The following is an 18,205-nucleotide window of genomic DNA, read 5'->3' as shown; positions in this document are numbered from 1 at the left end:
CGTTGAATCTTAGCCTCACTGTCCCCCGGCGCCAGTCAGCCCTCGCCGCACCAGCAGTGGTTCCACGCTGCGTTGCATTCCGCGGAACATCCAGAAGGCGTCGTCATAATCGATGGTCGCGCCGCGCGAAAGGATCATGCGACGGAATCGGTCGCCAGCGAAGCGCACGTCGTCAGGATCGATCGCCGTTTCTTGTTCTTCTTTATTTTCGACGCCACCGCGAGCCGCTCCGGTATCCACGAAGGCCTTGAAGCCGTCCGCATCCAGCACTTCTGCCCACAGGTAGCTCCAGTAATCCGCGGAGTAGCCACCGGCAAAGATGTGGTTGAAGTACGCGGAGCGGTAGCGAGGAGCCAGCGCGGACTCCATATCCACTCCTGCCTCTTCCAAGGCTCGGCGCTCGAATTCCTCCACGTCCGTGACCTGTTCTGCCTGCTGGGCATCCAGCTTGTGCCACGCCAGATCCAGCCAGCACGCGGCCACAAATTCCGTGGTGCTAAAGCCCTGTCCCCACTGCGCCTGCTTGGTCACGGCAGCTGCCAGGTGCTCCGGCAGCGGTTCTCCGGTGTCCACGTGCTTGGCATAGTTGCGCAGTACGTCTGGCTCCAGCGCCCAGTTCTCGTTGATCTGCGAGGGGAACTCCACGAAGTCGCGTGGCACCGAAGTGCCGGACAGGCTGGGGTAACGAACGTCGGACAGCAGTCCGTGCAAGGCGTGCCCGAACTCGTGGAAGACGGTAGCCACCTCGTCCATACTCAGCAGTGCCTGCTCACCCGCGGCGGGCTTGGCCACGTTCAGGACGTTGACCACCACGGGCAGCTGCCCGATCAGGTTGGACTGGTCCACAAAGCTGCTCATCCACGCGCCGCCGCGCTTGGTGGGGCGGGCGTACATGTCCGTCAGCAGCAGACCGATCTCCGCGCCGGGGTTCAGCGAATCCTCCCCCTCGCGGACTTCCCACACCCGCACGTCCTCGTGGTAGCCAGCGAGGTCATCGCGCGGAGTCACGGTGATGCCGTACAAGCGTTGTGCGGCGAAGAACGCGCCGTCTTCCAGCACGCGGTCCAGCGCGAAGTATTTCTTCAGCTCGGCCTCGTCCACGTCCAGCTCCTCGGCGCGCTGCTGGGCGGACCAGTACGGCCAGTCCGCTGCGGTCATCGGCTGGTCGTGTTCCCCCGAAGCGTTCTCTGTAGCGCTGAGCGTCACGTTCCGCTGATCCTGCGCACGCTTGAACTCGCCCCACGCATTGGCCACCGCTGCTGGCGTTAGCTGCCCCAGCAGCTCCTCCACCGCGTCCACGGAACCCGCGGTCTCCACCTCAGTGACGTATTCCGCGTGATTGGCGTACCCCAGCAGCTTCGCGCGCCGGGCGCGCAGGCGGACGATCTCCAGCAGCGTCTCCTGGTTCTGCTGGCCGCCCCTGCCCAGCGATGCTTCATGCACCAGTTGGCGCGCCCGAGGGTTGGCCAACTCCTCCAGCACCGGCTGTACGCTGGGCAGACCTAGGCGAATCAACCAGCCCTGCTGCCCGGAACTGGCCGCGTCTTCGGCAAACCGGCGCTGTGTCTCCTTGTCCAGGCCTTCCAGCAAGGACTCGTCCGTCAACAACACCGCAGAAGCCTCAGTGGAGGCTTGCAGGTGGCTTCCGAATTGGGTGGTCAGGGTGGCGAGTTTGGCGTCGATACCACGAAGATCCTCACGCTCCTGCGCGTTCAAATTCGCGCCACCACGCACGAAACGGCGGCGCCAATACGTCTGCAAAGCCTCCTCCTCGCTGCCTTCAGGAGCAGCAGGGATCGCCTGCACGCGCTCCCACAGCTGCTCGTTGAGCAGCATGTCGCTGACGTGCGCAGCCAACTCCGGCGAGACGGTCGCCTCTACCTCACGCACCTCAGGGGTGGCCATCGTGCCCGCGTAATTGAACACAATCGCCAGCACCCTGTGCAGCATCTGCCCCGCTGATTCCAGGGCCTCGAAGGTGTTCTCCCACGTCGGCGCCTCCGGATTGTGTGCAATCGCGGCGATCTCCGCAGCGTGATCCGCCAACGCAGTGCGGAACGCGGGAACCAGACTGTCCACCTGAATCTGGGCAAAATCCGGGAGCTCGTAAGGCAGTTCTGATGGGGTGACAAAATCTTCCATAGTCACCACTGTAACCACCCTCCCCGCTAGGATCGCAGACCATGAGCCTTGCCCCAGAGCCGAATCCTGAGTTGGACGTATCAACCCACCTAGGCACGTATCGCGGGTGGAGCGGACCCAGGGCCTCGCACTGGTCGGCCATCGAATACGCCGAGCCGCCGCGCACCGTGAAAGAAAAATTCAGCCCCACGCGGCCCGCCGAGCCGTTCACCGGGGTACGGGAGTGCCTACCGCACGCGGACATTGGCCGCCACACTTTGTCCGTCACCGCTCCCGCCGGCCCAGTGGATCCGCAGGCTGGTTTGCCAGTCATCGTGTTTGTGCACGGCGGTCGCTTCCAGTCCGGCCACGCCAACGGCCCGTGGTACCGCGGCGATGCCTTCGCGGAATCCGGGTGCATCGTAATCAGCGTGAATTACCGCTACCGTTTCGAGGGATTCTTGCCGTTAGAAGGCGAACCTCTTCCTTTTGACTTCGGTGCCAATTCTTCTAAGGCAAACTCCGAGCCTCCCTACTACCGCGCCGTTGAAGACTTGATCACGGCCCTGCGCTGGATCCGGGACAGTATCTCCGCGTTCGGGGGAGACCCGCACAACGTCACGGCCATGGGCCAATCCGCAGGCGGCTCCCTGATCACCTACACCTTGGGCAGCCCGCGCGCCCGCGACCTGGTGCAGCGCTGCGTGATTCTCTCCCAAGGCCTGCCCCGCGTTCCCTGGACGGCGCGCACCCGCATGGCCCGGCGCGCGCTGCGCGGACCGCTGTCCTTTGAGCACGTCAGCACCTTGTCCGACGAGCAGGTGGCGCACGGATTTTCTCGCTACGCCCGCCGCTACTTCGATGACTGCGCCATCGGCCTATTTCCCCACTCCCCGGAAAACATGCCGCCGATCCCTATGCTGATCGGCACGCTGCGTGACGAATTCGTTCGGATGGGCGTAGCAGAGCGCTTGGACACGGCCTACCGCGAAGGCAACCCCGTGACCCGAGCGCTGGCAGACAGGGCCATCCGACTTTTCTCGAGGAGTTTGGGAGTGCCGAGTGCAGCGTCGAAACAAGAAAAGAAGGCCTGGCGCGAGTACTGCGACAGCATCGAACCACCGCGTCCACTAGGCCGGGCAATTGGCGATGCGGCGATCCGGAAGTTCGACGTGGCCACGATGGAAGCCCACGCCCCACAGGCTCCCACCTGGGTCTACGAGTTCCACGGCGGTGCGGGCGACGTGCGCGCCCGCGGCACAGACGCCCAGCACTGCGCGGACATTCCGCTGGCGTTTAACTGCTTGGACGTGGCGCCCGTGTCCATCGCTCGCTTCTGCGGACCCAATGCACAGCAACGCCTGCAGCCATTAGCGGATCGCTTCCACCATCTGATCGTGGATTTTGCCCACGGCAGCGAACCAGACTGGCCCACCTTCCATCCGGATACTGGGCGGCTGACTAAGCAATTCGACATGTCCACCTGTGCCGAGGACCTCGTGGTGGATGCGCATGGTCCTGTTCGCCGCTTCTTCCTGGAAACGTACAGTAGAAAACATGTCTAACTCGCAACCCACTACCCCATCCCTGCACGTCCCCGATGTCGCCACGTTGCGCGCCCGCGGCACCATGAAGTGGACGCGGTATCCAGAGGATGTGCTGCCGTTGTGGGTGGCCGAGTCTGATTTCGATACGTGCCCGCCCGTGCTTGAGGCTGTTAGCGATGCGGTGCAGCGCCAGTACTTCGGCTACAAGGGGGACGGCCGCCCCGTGGAGGAGGCGCTCGCCGCATTCAGCGAGGATCGCTTTGGTTGGCAGATCCAGCCCGAGTGGGTGCGCGTAGTTCCGGACGTGGTCAAGGGCGTGGCCGTTGCTGTGGACGAGCTCACGCCCGCCGGTTCCTCCGTGGTCGTCCCGCTGCCGTCCTACTACCCATTCTTCGACGTGCCGCGCTCCACGAACCGCCCCACCGTGCATATCCCGATGATCGTTGTGGAGCGCGAGGGCAAGTCCGAGTGGACCTTTGATTTCGACGCCATGGAGAAGGCATTTGCCGCCGAGGATGCCGAGCAGCCAGTGGGCGCGCTGATACTGTGCAGCCCGTATAACCCTCTGGGCAGGGCTTTCCGTGCAGAGGAACTGAACCGCATCGTGGAGCTAGCGGATACCTACGGCGTGCGAATTATCTCTGACGAGATTCACGCGCCGATCGTATACCCGGGCGCCACGCACATCCCTACCGCATCTTTGAGTGAGAGGGCTGCGGAGCTGACTGTGACGGTAACGGCCACTTCCAAGGGCTGGAATACCGCGGGCCTGCACTGCGCGCAGATGATCTTCACCAATCCTTCGGATCGCGAAAAGATGGCGAACGTGCACAACCTGCGCACGGGTGAGGCATCCACGCTAGGCCTGATCGCTGCGGCGACGGCCTACAACGAAGGCCGCGAGTGGCTGGACGAGGAAGTGGCCTACTTGAACGGCAACCTGGACCTACTAGAAGAGCGCATCCCAGAGGTGCTCCCGGGTGCTACGTTCATCCGCCCGCAGGCCAGCTACCTGCTGTGGATTGATGTTTCCGCAGTGCCCGGTTTGGCGATCCAGCCGGCCAAGACCCTGCTGGAGACGGCGCGGGTCGCTGTGTCCGAGGGATCGGTGTTTGATCTGGGGCGCGACGGGCACATTCGCCTGAACTTTGCCACCTCCCGAGAGATCCTGAATGAGGCCCTGGACCGCAAAGGTGCAGCCGTGCGCAACCTTCAGTAGCAACTCTTGTCTGGGTGGCAGTTATGCTTGCCCGTATGTTCAAGGCCTTTTCCAGAATTCTTCGTTTTACCCGTGAGCTGTGGCCCTTCTATGTGCTGGTGATGATCAGCTCCGTGGTCACGGCTCTGCTGGCGCTGGCCACGCCATTCCTGGTGGGGCGAGCCACCGATGTGATCGTGGAAACGTTGCGCAACGATTCCCCTGCCGAAGCCGCCATGAAGAGCATCATGTGGATCGCTCTGGCTCTGCTGGCAGTGGAGCTGACCAGCACGGTTGTGCGCAACGTGGGTGGCTGGTTCGGCGATGTGCTGTCTACTCGCATGCGCCAGATCCTGTCTGATCGCTACTACGCCAAGCTGCTGTCCTTGCCACAGAGCTACTACGACAACCAGGTCACGGGCACCATCATCTCCCGCCTGGACCGCTCCATTTTAGGTCTGACGGACTTCGTCAACTCTTTTGCCAACAACTTCTTCTCCATGTTGCTGACAGTGGTGATGATTCTGGGCATAACCGCCGCCTACTACTGGCCGCTGGCTCTGCTGCTGGCCATCATCTTCCCGATGTACCTCTACTTCACCACGCTGACCTCCAAGAAGTGGATGGTGTGGGAGAAGGAAAAGAACTCCAACATCGACCTCGCCCAGGGCCGCTTCGCCGAGGTAGTGGGCCAGGTGAAGGTGGTGAAGTCCTTCGTCACCGAGCTGCGAGAGCTCAGCCTGTTCCAGAAGCACTTCAGCAACGTAGTGAACCTGACCCGCGGGCAGTCGCGGTACTGGCACATGATGGACATCATCCGCCTGGGCATCATGAACCTGATCTTCTGCGCCATCTACTTCACCTTGTTCTGGCGCACGCTGACCGGGCACTTCAGCCTGGGCGACATGGTTCTGCTGCTGCAGTTCGTGGTGATGGCCCGCCAGCCAGCACAAATGATGAGCTGGTTGGTGGACACCGCCCAGCGCGCGGCTGCCGGTTCCATCGATTACTTCAAGGCCATGGACGAGCTCGAGGAAAAGTCCGCCAACCCGGTGCTGGTAGATGCCTCCCGTCCGAGTGGTGCGATGAGCATCTCCGAGGCAGACGTCAACGCGTCCGTGCGTCCTCGTATGCAGGCGCCGGCAACCGGGCCGGTCATTGAGTTCGACGACGTCACCTTCGAATACATAGAGGGCGAGCCCGTGATCCACAACGTGTCCTTCTCCGCCTCCAAGGGACAAAAGATCGCTCTAGTCGGTGAGTCCGGCGGCGGTAAGTCCACGCTGGTCAACCTCCTGCTGGGGCTCTACTCCCCCACCAGCGGCGCGCTGCGCGTGTGCGGCCAGGAGCTCTCAGACACCACCGCCTCGGAGCTGCGCAGCTCCGTGGGCGTGGTCTTCCAGGAGCCCGCACTGTTCTCCGGCACAGTCCGGGAAAACATTGCCTACGCCCGTCCGGATGCCACCCAGGAGGAAATCGAGGCAGTGGCCAAGAAGGCCTATGCGCACGATTTCATCTCCAACTTCGCCCAAGGCTATGACACCCTCATCGGCGAGCGAGGCCTGCGCCTATCCGGTGGACAGAAGCAACGCATCGCGGTGGCTCGAGCAATGCTCAAGGACGCCCCCGTTCTGGTGCTGGACGAGGCAACCTCCGCCCTAGACACCAAGGCCGAGCGTGTAGTCCAGGCCGGTCTGGAAAAGCTCATGGTGGGGCGCACCACGCTGGTCATCGCCCACCGGCTGTCCACGATCGCGAATGTGGACATCATCGTCACCCTGGATCAGGGACGCGTGGAAGAAGTAGGCACGCCCGCGGAACTGGCAGTCTCTGGCGGTATCTACTCCGAGCTTCTGCGCTTGACTGCCTCCAGCTCCGCCGCGGATCGCGAGCGGCTCAAGCGGTTCGGCTTCCACGATGGGGCTGAGGATGATGAGGATGAAGACGAGCTTGGCGTCGAACTCAAGGAAGACGAGCGAGGCGCAACCTCGCAGACCACATCCACCACCAATTAGGTGACTTGGCACCGTAAAGGTGCCTGCAGGCTGGCAGAACCAGGCTCAACGGCGAAGATCCCGCAGGTAGGACTACAATTAGAACCTATGACTGAATCATTCCCATTGACCATCACCGAATTCGAGGATCGACAGGGAAAGACGATCGCCGTCGGCTCTGACGAAGCCAAGGCTGCAGAAAAGCTGACTCGTGAGAACGACCGCGGCCACGTCTTCCACAGCTGGTCCGCGCAAGCCAAGATCAACCCACTGCCCGTGGCCAAGGCCCAGGGCTCGTGGTTTTATGACTACTCCGGCAAGGGTTACTTCGACGCCGGCTCTCAGCTCGTCTCCGCCAACCTGGGGCACAACCACCCCAAGCTGGTCGAGGCCATCAACAACCAGCTGGGCCGCGTCACAAACCTCAACCCTGCGTTCGCCAGCGACGTGCGTGGCGAACTAGCCGAGGAAATCGTCCGCAAGGCACAGGGTGATTTCTCCCACGTGTTCTTCACCAACGGTGGCGCGGATGCCGTGGAGCACGCCATCCGCATGGCCCGCAAGCACACCGGCAAGGCGAAGATTCTGACTGCCTACCGCAGCTACCACGGCGCCACCGGCTCCGCGATTATGGCCACCGGTGAGGCTCGCCGCCACGGCAACCCCACCACCGACGGCGATATCAAGCACTTCTGGGGACCATTCCTCTACCGCTCCGCCTTCCACGCCACCACCGAGGCCGAAGAGTGCGAGCGCGCGCTGCAGCACCTCGAGGACACGATTGACTTCGAGTCCGACGTAGCCGCGGTAATGGTGGAATCCATGGTTGGCTCCTCCGGAGTCATCGCCCCACCCGAGGGCTACCTGAAGGGCATCCGCGAGATCTGCGACCGCAAGGGCATCCTGTGGATCGCCGACGAAGTCATGGTTGGCTTCGGCCGCGCGGGCCGGATGTTCGCCTACGAAAACGGCGGCGAGGACATCCAGCCTGACCTGATCACGTTCGCCAAGGGCGTCAACGCTGGTATCGCTCCGCTGGGTGGCGTGGTCATGACTGAGGCCATCAAGTCCACGTTCGACGAGACCCCTTACCCAGGCGGATTGACCTACTCCGGTCACCCACTGGCGTGCGCCCCTGGCGTGGCCGCGCTGAAGGTCTACGACCTAGAGAACATCTACTCCACCGTGCGTGAGCTGTCCTCCAGCATTTTGGAGCCACGCCTGCGCCAGCTCACAGACAAGCACCCGTCCGTGGGCAACGTGCGCGGCACCGGCTTCTTCTGGGCGCTCGAATTTGTGGGCGACCAAGAGGCCAAGACCCCGCTGGGCGCTGAGGCTATGAGCGCGCTTGGCGCGGCAGCGAAGGAAGCAGGTGTGTGGCCAATGGTCTCCGGCCACCGCGTGCACATCGCTCCTCCGCTGACCTCTTCCGCTGCTGAGCTGCAGTTCTTCCTCGATGTGCTGGATAGCGCCATCGACAAGGCAGACGCCGCTCTGTAGTCAATACTTGCGGTTCAATAGCCGCATTTAGGCACAAAGAAAGGAGGGTCGAGGTTTCCACCTCGGCCCTCCTATTGTGTGCTCAGTGCGCGAATTCTACAAGGAGTAGAAGTTCTTACTTCTCGCCTGCGTCGCCCAGAACCTTGTTCACGCCATCGGCGATCTTGTTCTTGGCTTCGTTAGCCTTCTCCTTGGCACCAGCTACGGTCTGGTCAGCGCGGCCTTCGTTCTCCAGCTGCTCGTTGCCCGATGCGGAGCCAGCAGCTTCCTTAGCCTTGCCGCCCAGACCTTCAGCCTTGTTCTTCAGTTCATCAGTAGACATAAAGCTTCTCCTTTTGCCTTTGTGACCCCTGCGAGGGGGCTTGCTCTTTCGATCGTAGCGAAAAAGCAAACCGAAGCTATGTAGCCTGCAAACTGCCAGGAAAGTGACAGGTTACTGGCACCGTCCTACTTGGAGTAGTCGTAGAAGCCCTTGCCGGACTTACGTCCAGTGTGGCCTGCAGTCACCATGCGGCGCAGCAGTGGGGGGCATGCGTAGGAGGGATCGCCATACTCCTTGTACATCACGTCAGCGATGAAGGCGCAGGTATCTAGGCCAACCATGTCCGCCAGGGTCAATGGACCCATTGGGTGGGAAGCACCCAGCTTCATGCCGGTATCGATGTCTTCTGGAGTAGCCACGCCCTGCTCCACCATGCGTACTGCGGAGAGCATGTAAGGCACCAGCAGGAAGTTCACGATGAAGCCGGAACGGTCCTTAGCGCGCACGGCCGTCTTGCCCAGGGTCTCGGTCGCGTAGCCCTCTGCGCGCGCGATGACCTCTTCATCGGTGGTCAGCGCGGGGATGACCTCGACCAGTGGCAGGACAGGGACGGGGTTGAAGAAGTGCAGGCCGATCACGCGGCCAGGTTTCTTCGTTGCCGACGCAATCGTCTGGATAGGCAGCGAAGACGTGTTGGAGCACAATGCTGCCTTCGGATCTTCCACGATCTCATCCAGCTGAGAGAAGACGTCCTTCTTGACCTCTTCGTTCTCGATGATCGCTTCGATAACGATCTCGCGGTCAGCGAAGTCCTTCAGCTCAGTGGTGAAGGTCAGGCGACCAAGCGCTGCGTCGCGATCCTCTTCGCTGAGCTTGCCACGCTCAACAGCCTTGCTGAGGGACTTCTCGATGCGACCCTTGCCTGCGTCGGCAAACTCCTGCTTGGCGTCCCAGACCAGAACGTCACTGCCAGCTTTGGCTGCAACCTCTGCGATTCCGGAACCCATCAGACCTGCACCGATAACACCTACGCGCTGAACCATTGTCACTCCTTATTTGTTGGGGATGTGATTTATCCATATCTAGCCTAGTTGCGAGTTAAGGAAGATGGGGAGACTCCCCTCACTTATGTGAGTTTTCCTTAAGGCTCGCGCACTCTCTGAACGGCTAAGACTTTTCCTCCGTAGAGCTCTCCTGAGACTCACCGCCGACAGAACTATCGGTTAATCCCTCCGTATCGTCCGTAACTTGACCCACCACACCGAGGTCACCTTCAACGCGTACGTTGCCGGGGATGATCAGGTTGCCCTCTTCGTCATATTCGAAGCGAGGCAGTTCGTTGCCCTCTTCGTCATAACCAGGGGCTGGCTTGGACTCATACATCTCCAGCTTCTCCGCAGAATCCGCCTTACCCCACTCGCGGGTGTTTGGCTCGGGACGGTACTGCATGTCGTCCGACATACCGCGGACCAGCGAATACATCATCACGAAGAAGACCAAGAAGAACGGGAACCCAATGATGATCACGGTCTCCTGCAACGCCGTAATGCCGGCGTCTGGAGACATGACCAGGATCGCTCCTGCCACCGCACCGATGGCGATGGCCCAGCCCACGCGGTAGTACGTGGGGGTCTTGTCCTCCTCGCCAGCGGCGAACATGTCATTAATCAGCGCGGCGGAGTCAATGGAGGTGACGAAGAAGATGGCCACCACAATCAGCGCAACGATGGAGGTAAACGTGCTCAGAGGGAAGTAATCCAGGAAGCCGAACAAGGCGAATGCTGTGTCACCTTCGTGGACAACCGGGTTGGTCAGCGAACCTGGATCCTCGCGCTCGATGTGCACGCCAGCAAAGCCAAAGATGGCAAACCAAATGATGGTGAACAAGGTGGGCGCTACCAGCACACCACCGACGAACTCACGGACCGTGCGTCCGCGGGAGATACGGGCGGCGAACATGCCCATGAATGGCGACCAGCAGATGGTCCACGCGAAGTAGAAGACCGTCCACATGCCCTGCCAACCCGGGTTGACCTCCATGGAGTCTGACCAGAACATCAGCTTTGGCAGCCACTCCGCGTAGATGGACACGGAATCCAGCGTGCCGCGCAGCAAGAACAGGGTCGGTCCCACAGCCAGCACGAACAGCATCAAAGCTGCCGCCATCAACACGTTGATATTGGAGAGCAACTTAATGCCCTTTTCCAAACCAGCGGCCGCGGACAGGCAGGACACGCCCACGATCACCACGATGATCGCGATCTGCATCCACGCCACGGTCGGCGCTCCGAAGACCTTCGCCATGCCGGAGTTGATCTGCAGCACGCCCAGGCCCACGGACACGGCGATACCGAACACGGTGCCCACGATGGACAGCGCATCGATGACCTTGCCTGGCCACTTGTAAATCGCTCCGCCCAGAATCGGCGAGAAGATCGAGGACAGGCGTGGCGGCAGGTTGCGCTTGTAGATGAAGTAACCCATGCCCAGGCCGGGCAGAGCAAAGATCACCCACATGTGCAGGCCGAAGTGGAACATGGTGAAGCCGATGGCCTCGCGGATGGCGGGGAGCGAGCCCGGTTCCGCGTCCTGCATCGGCACGTTGGTCATGTGGTTGAGCGGCTCGGCCACGCCCCAGAACATGAGCACGGAGCCCAGCCCGCCGGCGAAGAGCATGGCGAACCAGGACGGCGTGGAGTGCTCTGGGCGTTCGCCATCCTGGCCCAAGCGCATGCGGCCGTATCCACTGACGAACAGGAAGACCAAGAACAGGAATGCGATGGAGACACCACCGACGTACAGCCAGTTCAGGTTCGTGAGCAACCAGTCCGAGACGTTGCCCAAGCCGCTGGCCGCTTGGTCCGGGAAGATGATGGTGGCGGCCACGAACAGGACGATGAATCCTGCGGCCAACCCGAAGATGGTCGGGTCTACCTTGCCGTTCTTTTTCTCTTCTTTATTTTCGGCGCCAGCCTTCGCTGCATCCGCAGCGTGTGGCGTGGACTTACTTGGCGTGGTGCCGGGCGAGTTCGAGCCCATGGCAAACCAACATCCTTTCTAGAAGTTCCTGCAGGTCGCAGTGCTGGCTGAGCCTGCGGTGTCTTGTAGTGGTGGAAAGTTCATTTCCCTGTACTCAGGCCACGTTACCTACGCCCCGAGACATCTTTGCCTGTTTGCACACATCTTTTTTGAGGATTTCTTAACCCGCATATAGGAACAACCACAAGTGAACCTCTAATGACCTGTCAGAGCGGTCACAGCTTCTTTCAAGATTCTCGCCTTAACGTAGTCATCACTGGTCAACAGAAAGGAAGCAATTCACGAACGGTCATTTTTCTCCTCTTGAAACGTCAGCACTGAAGCCCCCGGGATCCGCATGGACCTGGGGGTTAAGTGTTTTTGTTGATGTTCGTGAGGTGTCTAGGCGCTCGCCCCGCGCGACCGTTTCCAAAATGATCCCTCGGAACCCTTCCAGAAAGACCACTGCAATCCGCCCGGCCAGTACCATTACCGTTCGTGAGCACAGACGCACAGTATCTTGAGCAACTCATCCGCGACGTCCGCAGCGCGATCCAGCACCGCGACGCCACCCAGTGGCGTCTAGACACCATCAGCTCCGGCGGCACCGCCCCGACGATCGGCAGCGATGACGATGCCCGCGTCTTTGCCTTCCCACCCACCGCGGAAACCGCCGCCTACCTGGCACAATTCCGCAATGTGAACTTCGGCCAGCTCCGCCAGGACCTCGCGGGGATCCAGCTACCCGTCCTCAACCAGTTCGAAGCGCAAGCCAACGAAGCACGCAAAACCAGCGCCTACCGCGGCCTGCGCCGCATCTTCTCCTCCCGCCCCATCGAAGGCGAGCAGGTCGTCGCGTGGATGGAATCCGTCAACGTCCCGGCCATCCATTCCATCCTCTCCGGCATCGACGCCGCCCTGGGCTCCACGGATCGCAACGAGTTCATCAACCTCCATCCGGAATCTCTCCGTGGTCAGATCGAGGCCGACCTGGTGCGTCTCACCGGGTGGCCCGTGAGTTGGGTCGACGCCAACCTCGTCAATCGCCACGTCCAAGCCTTAGGGTCCATACAAGCGGCCCGTGCCACTGAGCACGCTTTGGAAGCCACCGTGCAGAGGGCAGCCCGGGAGCTCAATACCGCCCAGGCACAGGCGGAACTCAACCGGACTGATGTATCTGTGCTGGATCAGATCACCGATGGTCGCGTGAGGCTGAATCAACTGGCGCATATGACGATCCCGCAGATTGCGGCGAGCCAGGCGTCGGAACTCATGAAGATCGATGGAGTGGGCGAGAAGACCGCGAACCAGGCAATCGCGGCGGCGCGGAGCTACTCCGCGGACGTGATTAATTCGCAAGTGCCGGTGATCAACTATCAGGACAAGGTGCCGTGCACGGAGTACGTCACGGCGCTGGCGAACCTGCTGACATACCGCGATGACCTGCGAGATCTACCGGTGGACCCGCTGAATCTCACGCCGGTTCCGGACGGGACGATGGTGGCGGTCGCGGGTGTCAATGACCTCATCGAGGGTGGGACGTTTGAGCGTCCGCACCGTCCTATCGGCAGTGACGAGGCGTGGAATCTCTACGCGGTGCGGGCGGCGGAATTCCACGCGTACGGAGACTCGGGCTCCGGTTCTGAGGTGCCCAAGGAGATCGCGGAGCGGATCGCGGATATTACGCTGCGGGGCACGCTGCATGCGTCGCTGCGTGGGTACCAGTCCTTCGGCTCCAAGTTCATCCTGGCGCAGCAGAAGGTGCTGATCGGCGACGAGATGGGCCTAGGCAAGACGATGCAGGCGCTCGCTGTGTTCGCGCACCTGGCGGACGAGGGCAAGAAGCACGCTCTAGTGGTGTGCCCGCCGTCCCTGCGCATCAACTGGCAGCGCGAAATTGCGAAATTCACGGATCTGCCCACGCACATGCTGCACGGAGCGGACAAGGACGTGGAATTTGAGGCGTGGCAGCATTCTGGCGGTGTGGCGATCGCGGGTTATCCGGAGACTCGTAAGGGAAAGATGCTGGCAGAAAGTCTCCGTACCAGCATCGATGTCCTGGTGGTGGACGAGGCTCACCGTGCGAAGAATCCGGATTCCCAGCAGTCCCAAGGTGTGCACTCGCTGACCCAGCAGGCCGAACTGGCGGTGTACCTCACGGGCACGCCGCTGGAAAACCGCGTGTCCGAATTCGAGGTGCTGCTAGGTTATTTGGACGCGGAAATGCCCAAGAAGTTGGAGGAGGTTCGCGGGACGGCCAGCGGGTTCCAGAACGCCATCGCAGGGGTTTACCTGCGACGCAACCAGGTGGACGTGCTGAACGAGCTGCCTCCGCTGACGGAAGTCGAAGAGTGGGTGGAACCCAAGCCCGGCGACGTGGAGCGCTACGAGGACGCGGTGCGACGCGGACACTTCATGGACATGCGGCAGGCGTTCTCTAGCAAGGAATCCGCCAAGATGGAGCGCGTCACCGAGCTGCTGGACGACGGCGCGGAGGCTGGCAAAACCATCATTTTCACCTATTTCCGCAGTGTGCTGGAGAGCCTGACATCCACCTTGGGCGATCGTGCCTATGGCCCGATCGCAGGCGGGGTCAGCCACGAGGACCGGCAAAAAGCCGTGGACGAATTCACCGCGGCCGAGGCCGGAGCCGTGCTGGTATGCCAGATCACCGCGGCCAGCGAGGGTTTGAATATTCAGGCCGCCAACCGCATCGTGCTATTCGAGCCGCAGCTCAACCCCGCCACGGAGGCCCAGGCTATTGCTCGTGCGCACCGCATGGGCCAGGTCAACACGGTGGAGGTCCACCGCCTGCTCACCCCACACTCGGTGGAGGAGCGACTAATGGAGATGCTGGACAGCAAGCGCGCGTTGTTCGATCGTTTCGCCCGAGATTCCGTCACGGCGGATTCCACCCCGGAGGCCGTGGATGTCTCCGAGGCCAAGCTGATCGATCAGGTCATCGCCGCTGAGCGCGAGCGCATCGGTGAAACACCCCGCCTCTAGGCCGAAATCGCCACACTGTGCCGCTGGCCTTCGTCGCCCCCCAAACAGCGCCTCCGGCCAGCACCACCAGCTGTTATTCCTTCAGGAAGTCCGCCACCGGTACGCGGCTAATCACCAGGTCCACGATGCATGCGCTGCCACGGTGATCCGCCAGGAACTGTGCCAGCTCTCCCCCATCGGCTAGCTGCTCCGGCACGCTCACGCGCAGGCCGGGCACACCAAACGCTCGCCCAATCTCCGCGAAATTGACCTCGTCCAGCAGCATCGGCTGCTCCTCCAGGCCCTTCGGCACATACTGGTGTACTTCCGCGCCGTAGGCTGCGTCGTTCATCACGAACAGCGCACCGCCTGCACCCTGAGAGGCAGCGTTGAGGAACGGCCCCAGATCGGCCATCGCCATCTGCGTGCCCCCATCGCCGCTGATCAGGGCGGTGAAGCGATCCGGACGCGCCGTGGCCACGCCCGTGGCCGAAGACAGTCCCAATCCGATGGTCATGATCGCCCCACCCACCAACACGGTAGCCTGCGGATCGGGGCAGCTCAGGTACTTGCCCACCCATCCCAGGAAGTGGCCACCGTCTGTGACCACGCTTCTTTCCTGCGGCAACAATGTATCTAGCCGACGCAAAACGTGCCGGGGATCCAGCTTTCCGTCCTCGCCGCGCTCGGCGAAGCAACCCGGGTCCAGAGCCTCGTCCTCGGCATCCGGGATCTGGCCAATGGTCTCGCGCCAGGTCTTTTTATCCCGCGTCACCCCTGCCGAATCCGCGTCTCCCAGTTCCTGCAGTATCACCGGCAGCAGCTGTTCCAAAGGAACACGGTGCAGCTGATCGACCTGGATGAACGGTGCGCGAAGCGCGCTGGTTTTTGGAGTAGGGTCCCAGTCCACGCGCAAAATCTTGGCTTCAGAGTTAAAAATCGTGCCCTTGCGCATCTGCAGCAAGTTCATGCTGGCGCCCAGCACCAGCACCACATCAGCCGCGCGGAAGGTCTCCAGCCGTCCGCGCTGAGCGAAACCGCCACAGATCCCCAAGCTCCACTCGGAGTCCACAGCCCCGCGGGCCATCGCGGTGGTCGCGAACAGCGCGCCCAGGCGATCGCCCAGCAGCTTGGTTTCCACGGCAGTTGCGGACTCCACTACTCCACGCCCTACCAGCAACAACGGCCGTTCAGCATTCTGCAGCTGCTCAATAATGGACTCCGCTGCGCGTTGCGCGTCGTCCGCCCCGGCGGTGTCCGTCAGCGATGTCGTCACGGGTAGTTCGTGGGCCACGCCGTCCTCAATCGCCTCGCGCTCCAGCTGAGCGTCCACCAGGTTGTGTGGCACGGCTACCACCACTGGCTGCCGCGCATCGCGGGCAAACTCGAAGGCCGTATAAACGGCAGCTTCTGCCGAGGTCGGTCCGGCGATGATGGTCCGGACTTTCAGCGCATTGAGGATCCCTAGGGAATCCACGTCCATAGCTCGGGGGAGCAGGGTGTCGTCGACAAACGGCTCCACACCAGCTACATAAACCAACGGAATGCGCGCGGCCAAAGCCTCGGAGAGCGGCGTGAGCGCGTTGGTGAAACCCGGCCCGTACGTGGTTGTGGCCACGGCAATATCGCCGGTGGCGCGATAGTGCGCATCCGCGGCGGCGATAGCTCCCGCCTCATGGCGCATGCCCGTATACGGGGACTCCAGGCGCTGCAGTTCGCTGGCCAAGTAGATGTTTCCGTTGCCCACCACGCCGTAGGTTCGCGCGCCACGACGCTGAATCTCCAGAGCGATCGCGTGGGAAACCGTGCGCGGAGTCTGCCGCAAAGAATTCCTCATTACTGTTCCAATAGTTCAGTTGGCAGGTTCAATTCCGGCAAGCTCGGCAGCTCTTCCGGGTTCGGTGGCTGGATGGTGGGAGCCTCAAAGGTGGGCAAGGTTGGGACTTCCGGCAACGATGGCAACGGGTTGCTGCTGGTTTCCGGGGTGCTCTCGGTGGTCGGCGCCTGCGTGCTTTCCGTGGTGGTCGTGGTGTTTTCAGCAGTGCTGCGCGTGGTGGACGAGCGATCCTCGGATGAGGAATCATCTCCACTGAGCAGGATGTATCCAGCCATAAACAGCGCTAACAACAAGATGCCGATGCCCAGAACCCAAGCGGCAATGCGCCCGCTGTTGCCCGAGCGTCGCTGCTCGGCGGGCTGGTAGTCGCGAGCGCGGGGATTCGGCTGAGGGGCGTAACCGGGGCCATCGTTGCGGTAGGGACCACCAGCTGGCGGGTAGTTGTTTCCGGCCGGCGCGTAGCCACCTGGGTTGTGCGCGCCCGCTGGATATCCATTGCGGCCCTGCGGTGGGTAGCCTCCCTGCGGTGGATAGCCGCCCGGCGCGCCACGGTAGCCCGGATCTGGTCGCTGGAATTCCTCAGCGCGGTGATACTCCGGTGGCTTGGGTCCGTTCGGATCGGCAGGCTGCTCGCGCGCATCATCGCGGTGGCCGTCACGCGGAGAATCGGCGGGCGGCTGGACACGATCAAACATCTGGGTGGGCTGATCGTCGGGGTTGTCGAACTCCGAGTGGCGAGTCTCCCATTCGTCGGGGTTTCCGCCCGTGTGCTTATCCGTCATGTCTAGTGAATGTACGCGTTTGCGCTGCGAACATCCACGTTCTGCGTGCCCGGTCCACCGAACGTGAACGCTGCGGCGGTGTAGGTTGGTGAGATCGACGCCGAGGCGACCGTCGGCTCACCGTAATCCGACCAGCCCCACTTGGTGCCGGTGACACCGCGGAGCGTCGACGTTCCCCAGTTCTGCTGGGTGCCATCGGCAGCTACCGGCGAAGCCTGGCGCATCCAGTTCAGAATCAGGGAATTAGGGCGTGACAGGCGCACCTTGTTTAGGTATCGAGCGGTATCCATGGCGGAGGTGTAGGACAGTCCCCAGTGGGAGCCCCGCCACGTGTTACCCAGGCCAAATTCCCTGGCCACGGAGTTGATAGCCTGCGGGTACTTGCGGTCGATAATCTTTGCTGCATTATCGTCAGAGAAACGGATCATGCGTTTTGCCAAGTACGTATCGCGGTCCGAGCCGTCACCCTTGCGCAGGGCATAATCTGCCAAGTACAGCTTGACGATAGACAACCCTGGACGAGCCTCGTTTGCGTTCGGGGTTTGTAACACGCGGCCTGGCATGATCACCGCCATCGAGGTGCGAGCAGGCACGTTGGTCAGCATCACGTCGCCCTGCGGGGCGGCCTGGCCGTTATCGATGGAACCCAAAGGATCCGGGAAAGCTGGGTTATCGGTGATCCCGGGAACGGCAGGCAGTTGTGGAACGGGCACGTTGCCCAGCACATCAGATGAGCTCGGCACAGCTGGCGCTGGTGGCAAAGCCTGAGCGGGATCGAAACCAGGAAGCGCGGGCAAAGCAGGCAACTGTGGAAGAGCGTTTTGTGCTCCTGCTGCCGGGTCAGCAACTCCGACCGTGACCGCCATTGCGATCGCTACGCTGGTCACCCAGCGCGTCACGCGCCGAATGGAAAAGGCTGAGCTGCTCTTGTGCACGTCAGTGTTCCTTGGTTCATGAAAGT

Annotated in this window: 12 protein-coding genes; 5 read left to right on the top strand and 7 right to left on the bottom strand. The window is 61.9% G+C overall.

Annotated features, from left to right (window positions below; all coding sequences use genetic code 11):
* Positions 1 to 15 precede the first annotated feature (15 nt).
* A complete protein-coding gene (locus CS919_RS09425) occupies positions 16 to 2,142 on the bottom strand; it encodes a M3 family metallopeptidase (RefSeq protein WP_099299220.1) in 2,127 nt (708 codons plus the stop codon).
* 41 nt (positions 2,143 to 2,183) lie between these two features.
* Here CS919_RS09425 and CS919_RS09420 point away from each other — a divergent pair, with 41 nt between their 5' ends.
* From CS919_RS09420 to CS919_RS09405, 4 genes are all read left to right on the top strand, one after another.
* On the top strand, positions 2,184 to 3,686 hold the full coding sequence (locus CS919_RS09420; RefSeq protein WP_099299219.1) for a carboxylesterase family protein: 1,503 nt from the start codon (positions 2,184 to 2,186) through the stop codon (positions 3,684 to 3,686).
* The gene (locus tag CS919_RS09415; protein ID WP_099299218.1) at positions 3,679 to 4,887 is read left to right on the top strand and encodes a MalY/PatB family protein; all 1,209 of its coding nucleotides are present in this window, start codon (positions 3,679 to 3,681) and stop codon (positions 4,885 to 4,887) included. Before CS919_RS09420 ends, CS919_RS09415 begins: the two co-directional genes overlap by 8 nt.
* A 35-nt stretch (positions 4,888 to 4,922) precedes the next feature.
* Positions 4,923 to 6,881, top strand: coding sequence for an ABC transporter ATP-binding protein (locus tag CS919_RS09410; protein ID WP_099299217.1), 1,959 nt, complete (start codon positions 4,923 to 4,925; stop codon positions 6,879 to 6,881).
* Between the two features lie 111 nt (positions 6,882 to 6,992).
* Positions 6,993 to 8,360 carry an aspartate aminotransferase family protein gene (locus CS919_RS09405; protein ID WP_370737761.1) on the top strand — a complete coding sequence of 456 codons (1,368 nt, stop codon included), beginning with the start codon at positions 6,993 to 6,995 and terminating at the stop codon, positions 8,358 to 8,360.
* A gap of 115 nt (positions 8,361 to 8,475) precedes the next feature.
* Here CS919_RS09405 and CS919_RS09400 read toward each other — a convergent pair whose 3' ends face one another.
* From CS919_RS09400 to CS919_RS09390, 3 genes are all read right to left on the bottom strand, one after another.
* The gene (locus CS919_RS09400; RefSeq protein WP_099299215.1) at positions 8,476 to 8,682 is read right to left on the bottom strand and encodes a CsbD family protein; all 207 of its coding nucleotides are present in this window, start codon (positions 8,680 to 8,682) and stop codon (positions 8,476 to 8,478) included.
* 125 nt (positions 8,683 to 8,807) lie between these two features.
* The gene (locus CS919_RS09395) at positions 8,808 to 9,665 is read right to left on the bottom strand and encodes a 3-hydroxybutyryl-CoA dehydrogenase (protein WP_099299214.1); all 858 of its coding nucleotides are present in this window, start codon (positions 9,663 to 9,665) and stop codon (positions 8,808 to 8,810) included.
* A gap of 124 nt (positions 9,666 to 9,789) precedes the next feature.
* Positions 9,790 to 11,661 carry a BCCT family transporter gene (locus CS919_RS09390; RefSeq protein WP_099299213.1) on the bottom strand — a complete coding sequence of 624 codons (1,872 nt, stop codon included), beginning with the start codon at positions 11,659 to 11,661 and terminating at the stop codon, positions 9,790 to 9,792.
* Between the two features lie 477 nt (positions 11,662 to 12,138).
* Here CS919_RS09390 and CS919_RS09385 point away from each other — a divergent pair, with 477 nt between their 5' ends.
* Positions 12,139 to 14,646, top strand: coding sequence for a DEAD/DEAH box helicase (locus CS919_RS09385; protein ID WP_099299212.1), 2,508 nt, complete (start codon positions 12,139 to 12,141; stop codon positions 14,644 to 14,646).
* 73 nt (positions 14,647 to 14,719) lie between these two features.
* Here the strand turns inward: CS919_RS09385 and CS919_RS09380 are convergent, their stop codons facing one another.
* From CS919_RS09380 to CS919_RS09370, 3 genes are read right to left on the bottom strand one after another with little or no spacing between them, the layout of a single operon-like run.
* On the bottom strand, positions 14,720 to 16,462 hold the full coding sequence (locus tag CS919_RS09380) for a thiamine pyrophosphate-binding protein (protein ID WP_099299211.1): 1,743 nt from the start codon (positions 16,460 to 16,462) through the stop codon (positions 14,720 to 14,722).
* Positions 16,462 to 17,244: a hypothetical protein gene (locus CS919_RS09375; protein WP_099299210.1), complete on the bottom strand. Its 783-nt coding sequence runs from the start codon at positions 17,242 to 17,244 to the stop codon at positions 16,462 to 16,464. Before CS919_RS09375 ends, CS919_RS09380 begins: the two co-directional genes overlap by 1 nt.
* 2 nt (positions 17,245 to 17,246) lie before the next feature.
* Complete coding sequence (locus tag CS919_RS09370; protein WP_099299209.1) at positions 17,247 to 18,179, bottom strand: serine hydrolase; 933 nt, start codon at positions 18,177 to 18,179, stop codon at positions 17,247 to 17,249.
* Between the last annotated feature and the right edge of the window lie 26 nt (positions 18,180 to 18,205).

Source organism: Corynebacterium dentalis (genome assembly GCF_900232865.1).
Classification (GTDB): Bacteria; Actinomycetota; Actinomycetes; order Mycobacteriales; family Mycobacteriaceae; genus Corynebacterium; species Corynebacterium dentalis.
This window is presented reverse-complemented; position numbering and strand designations above follow the sequence as displayed.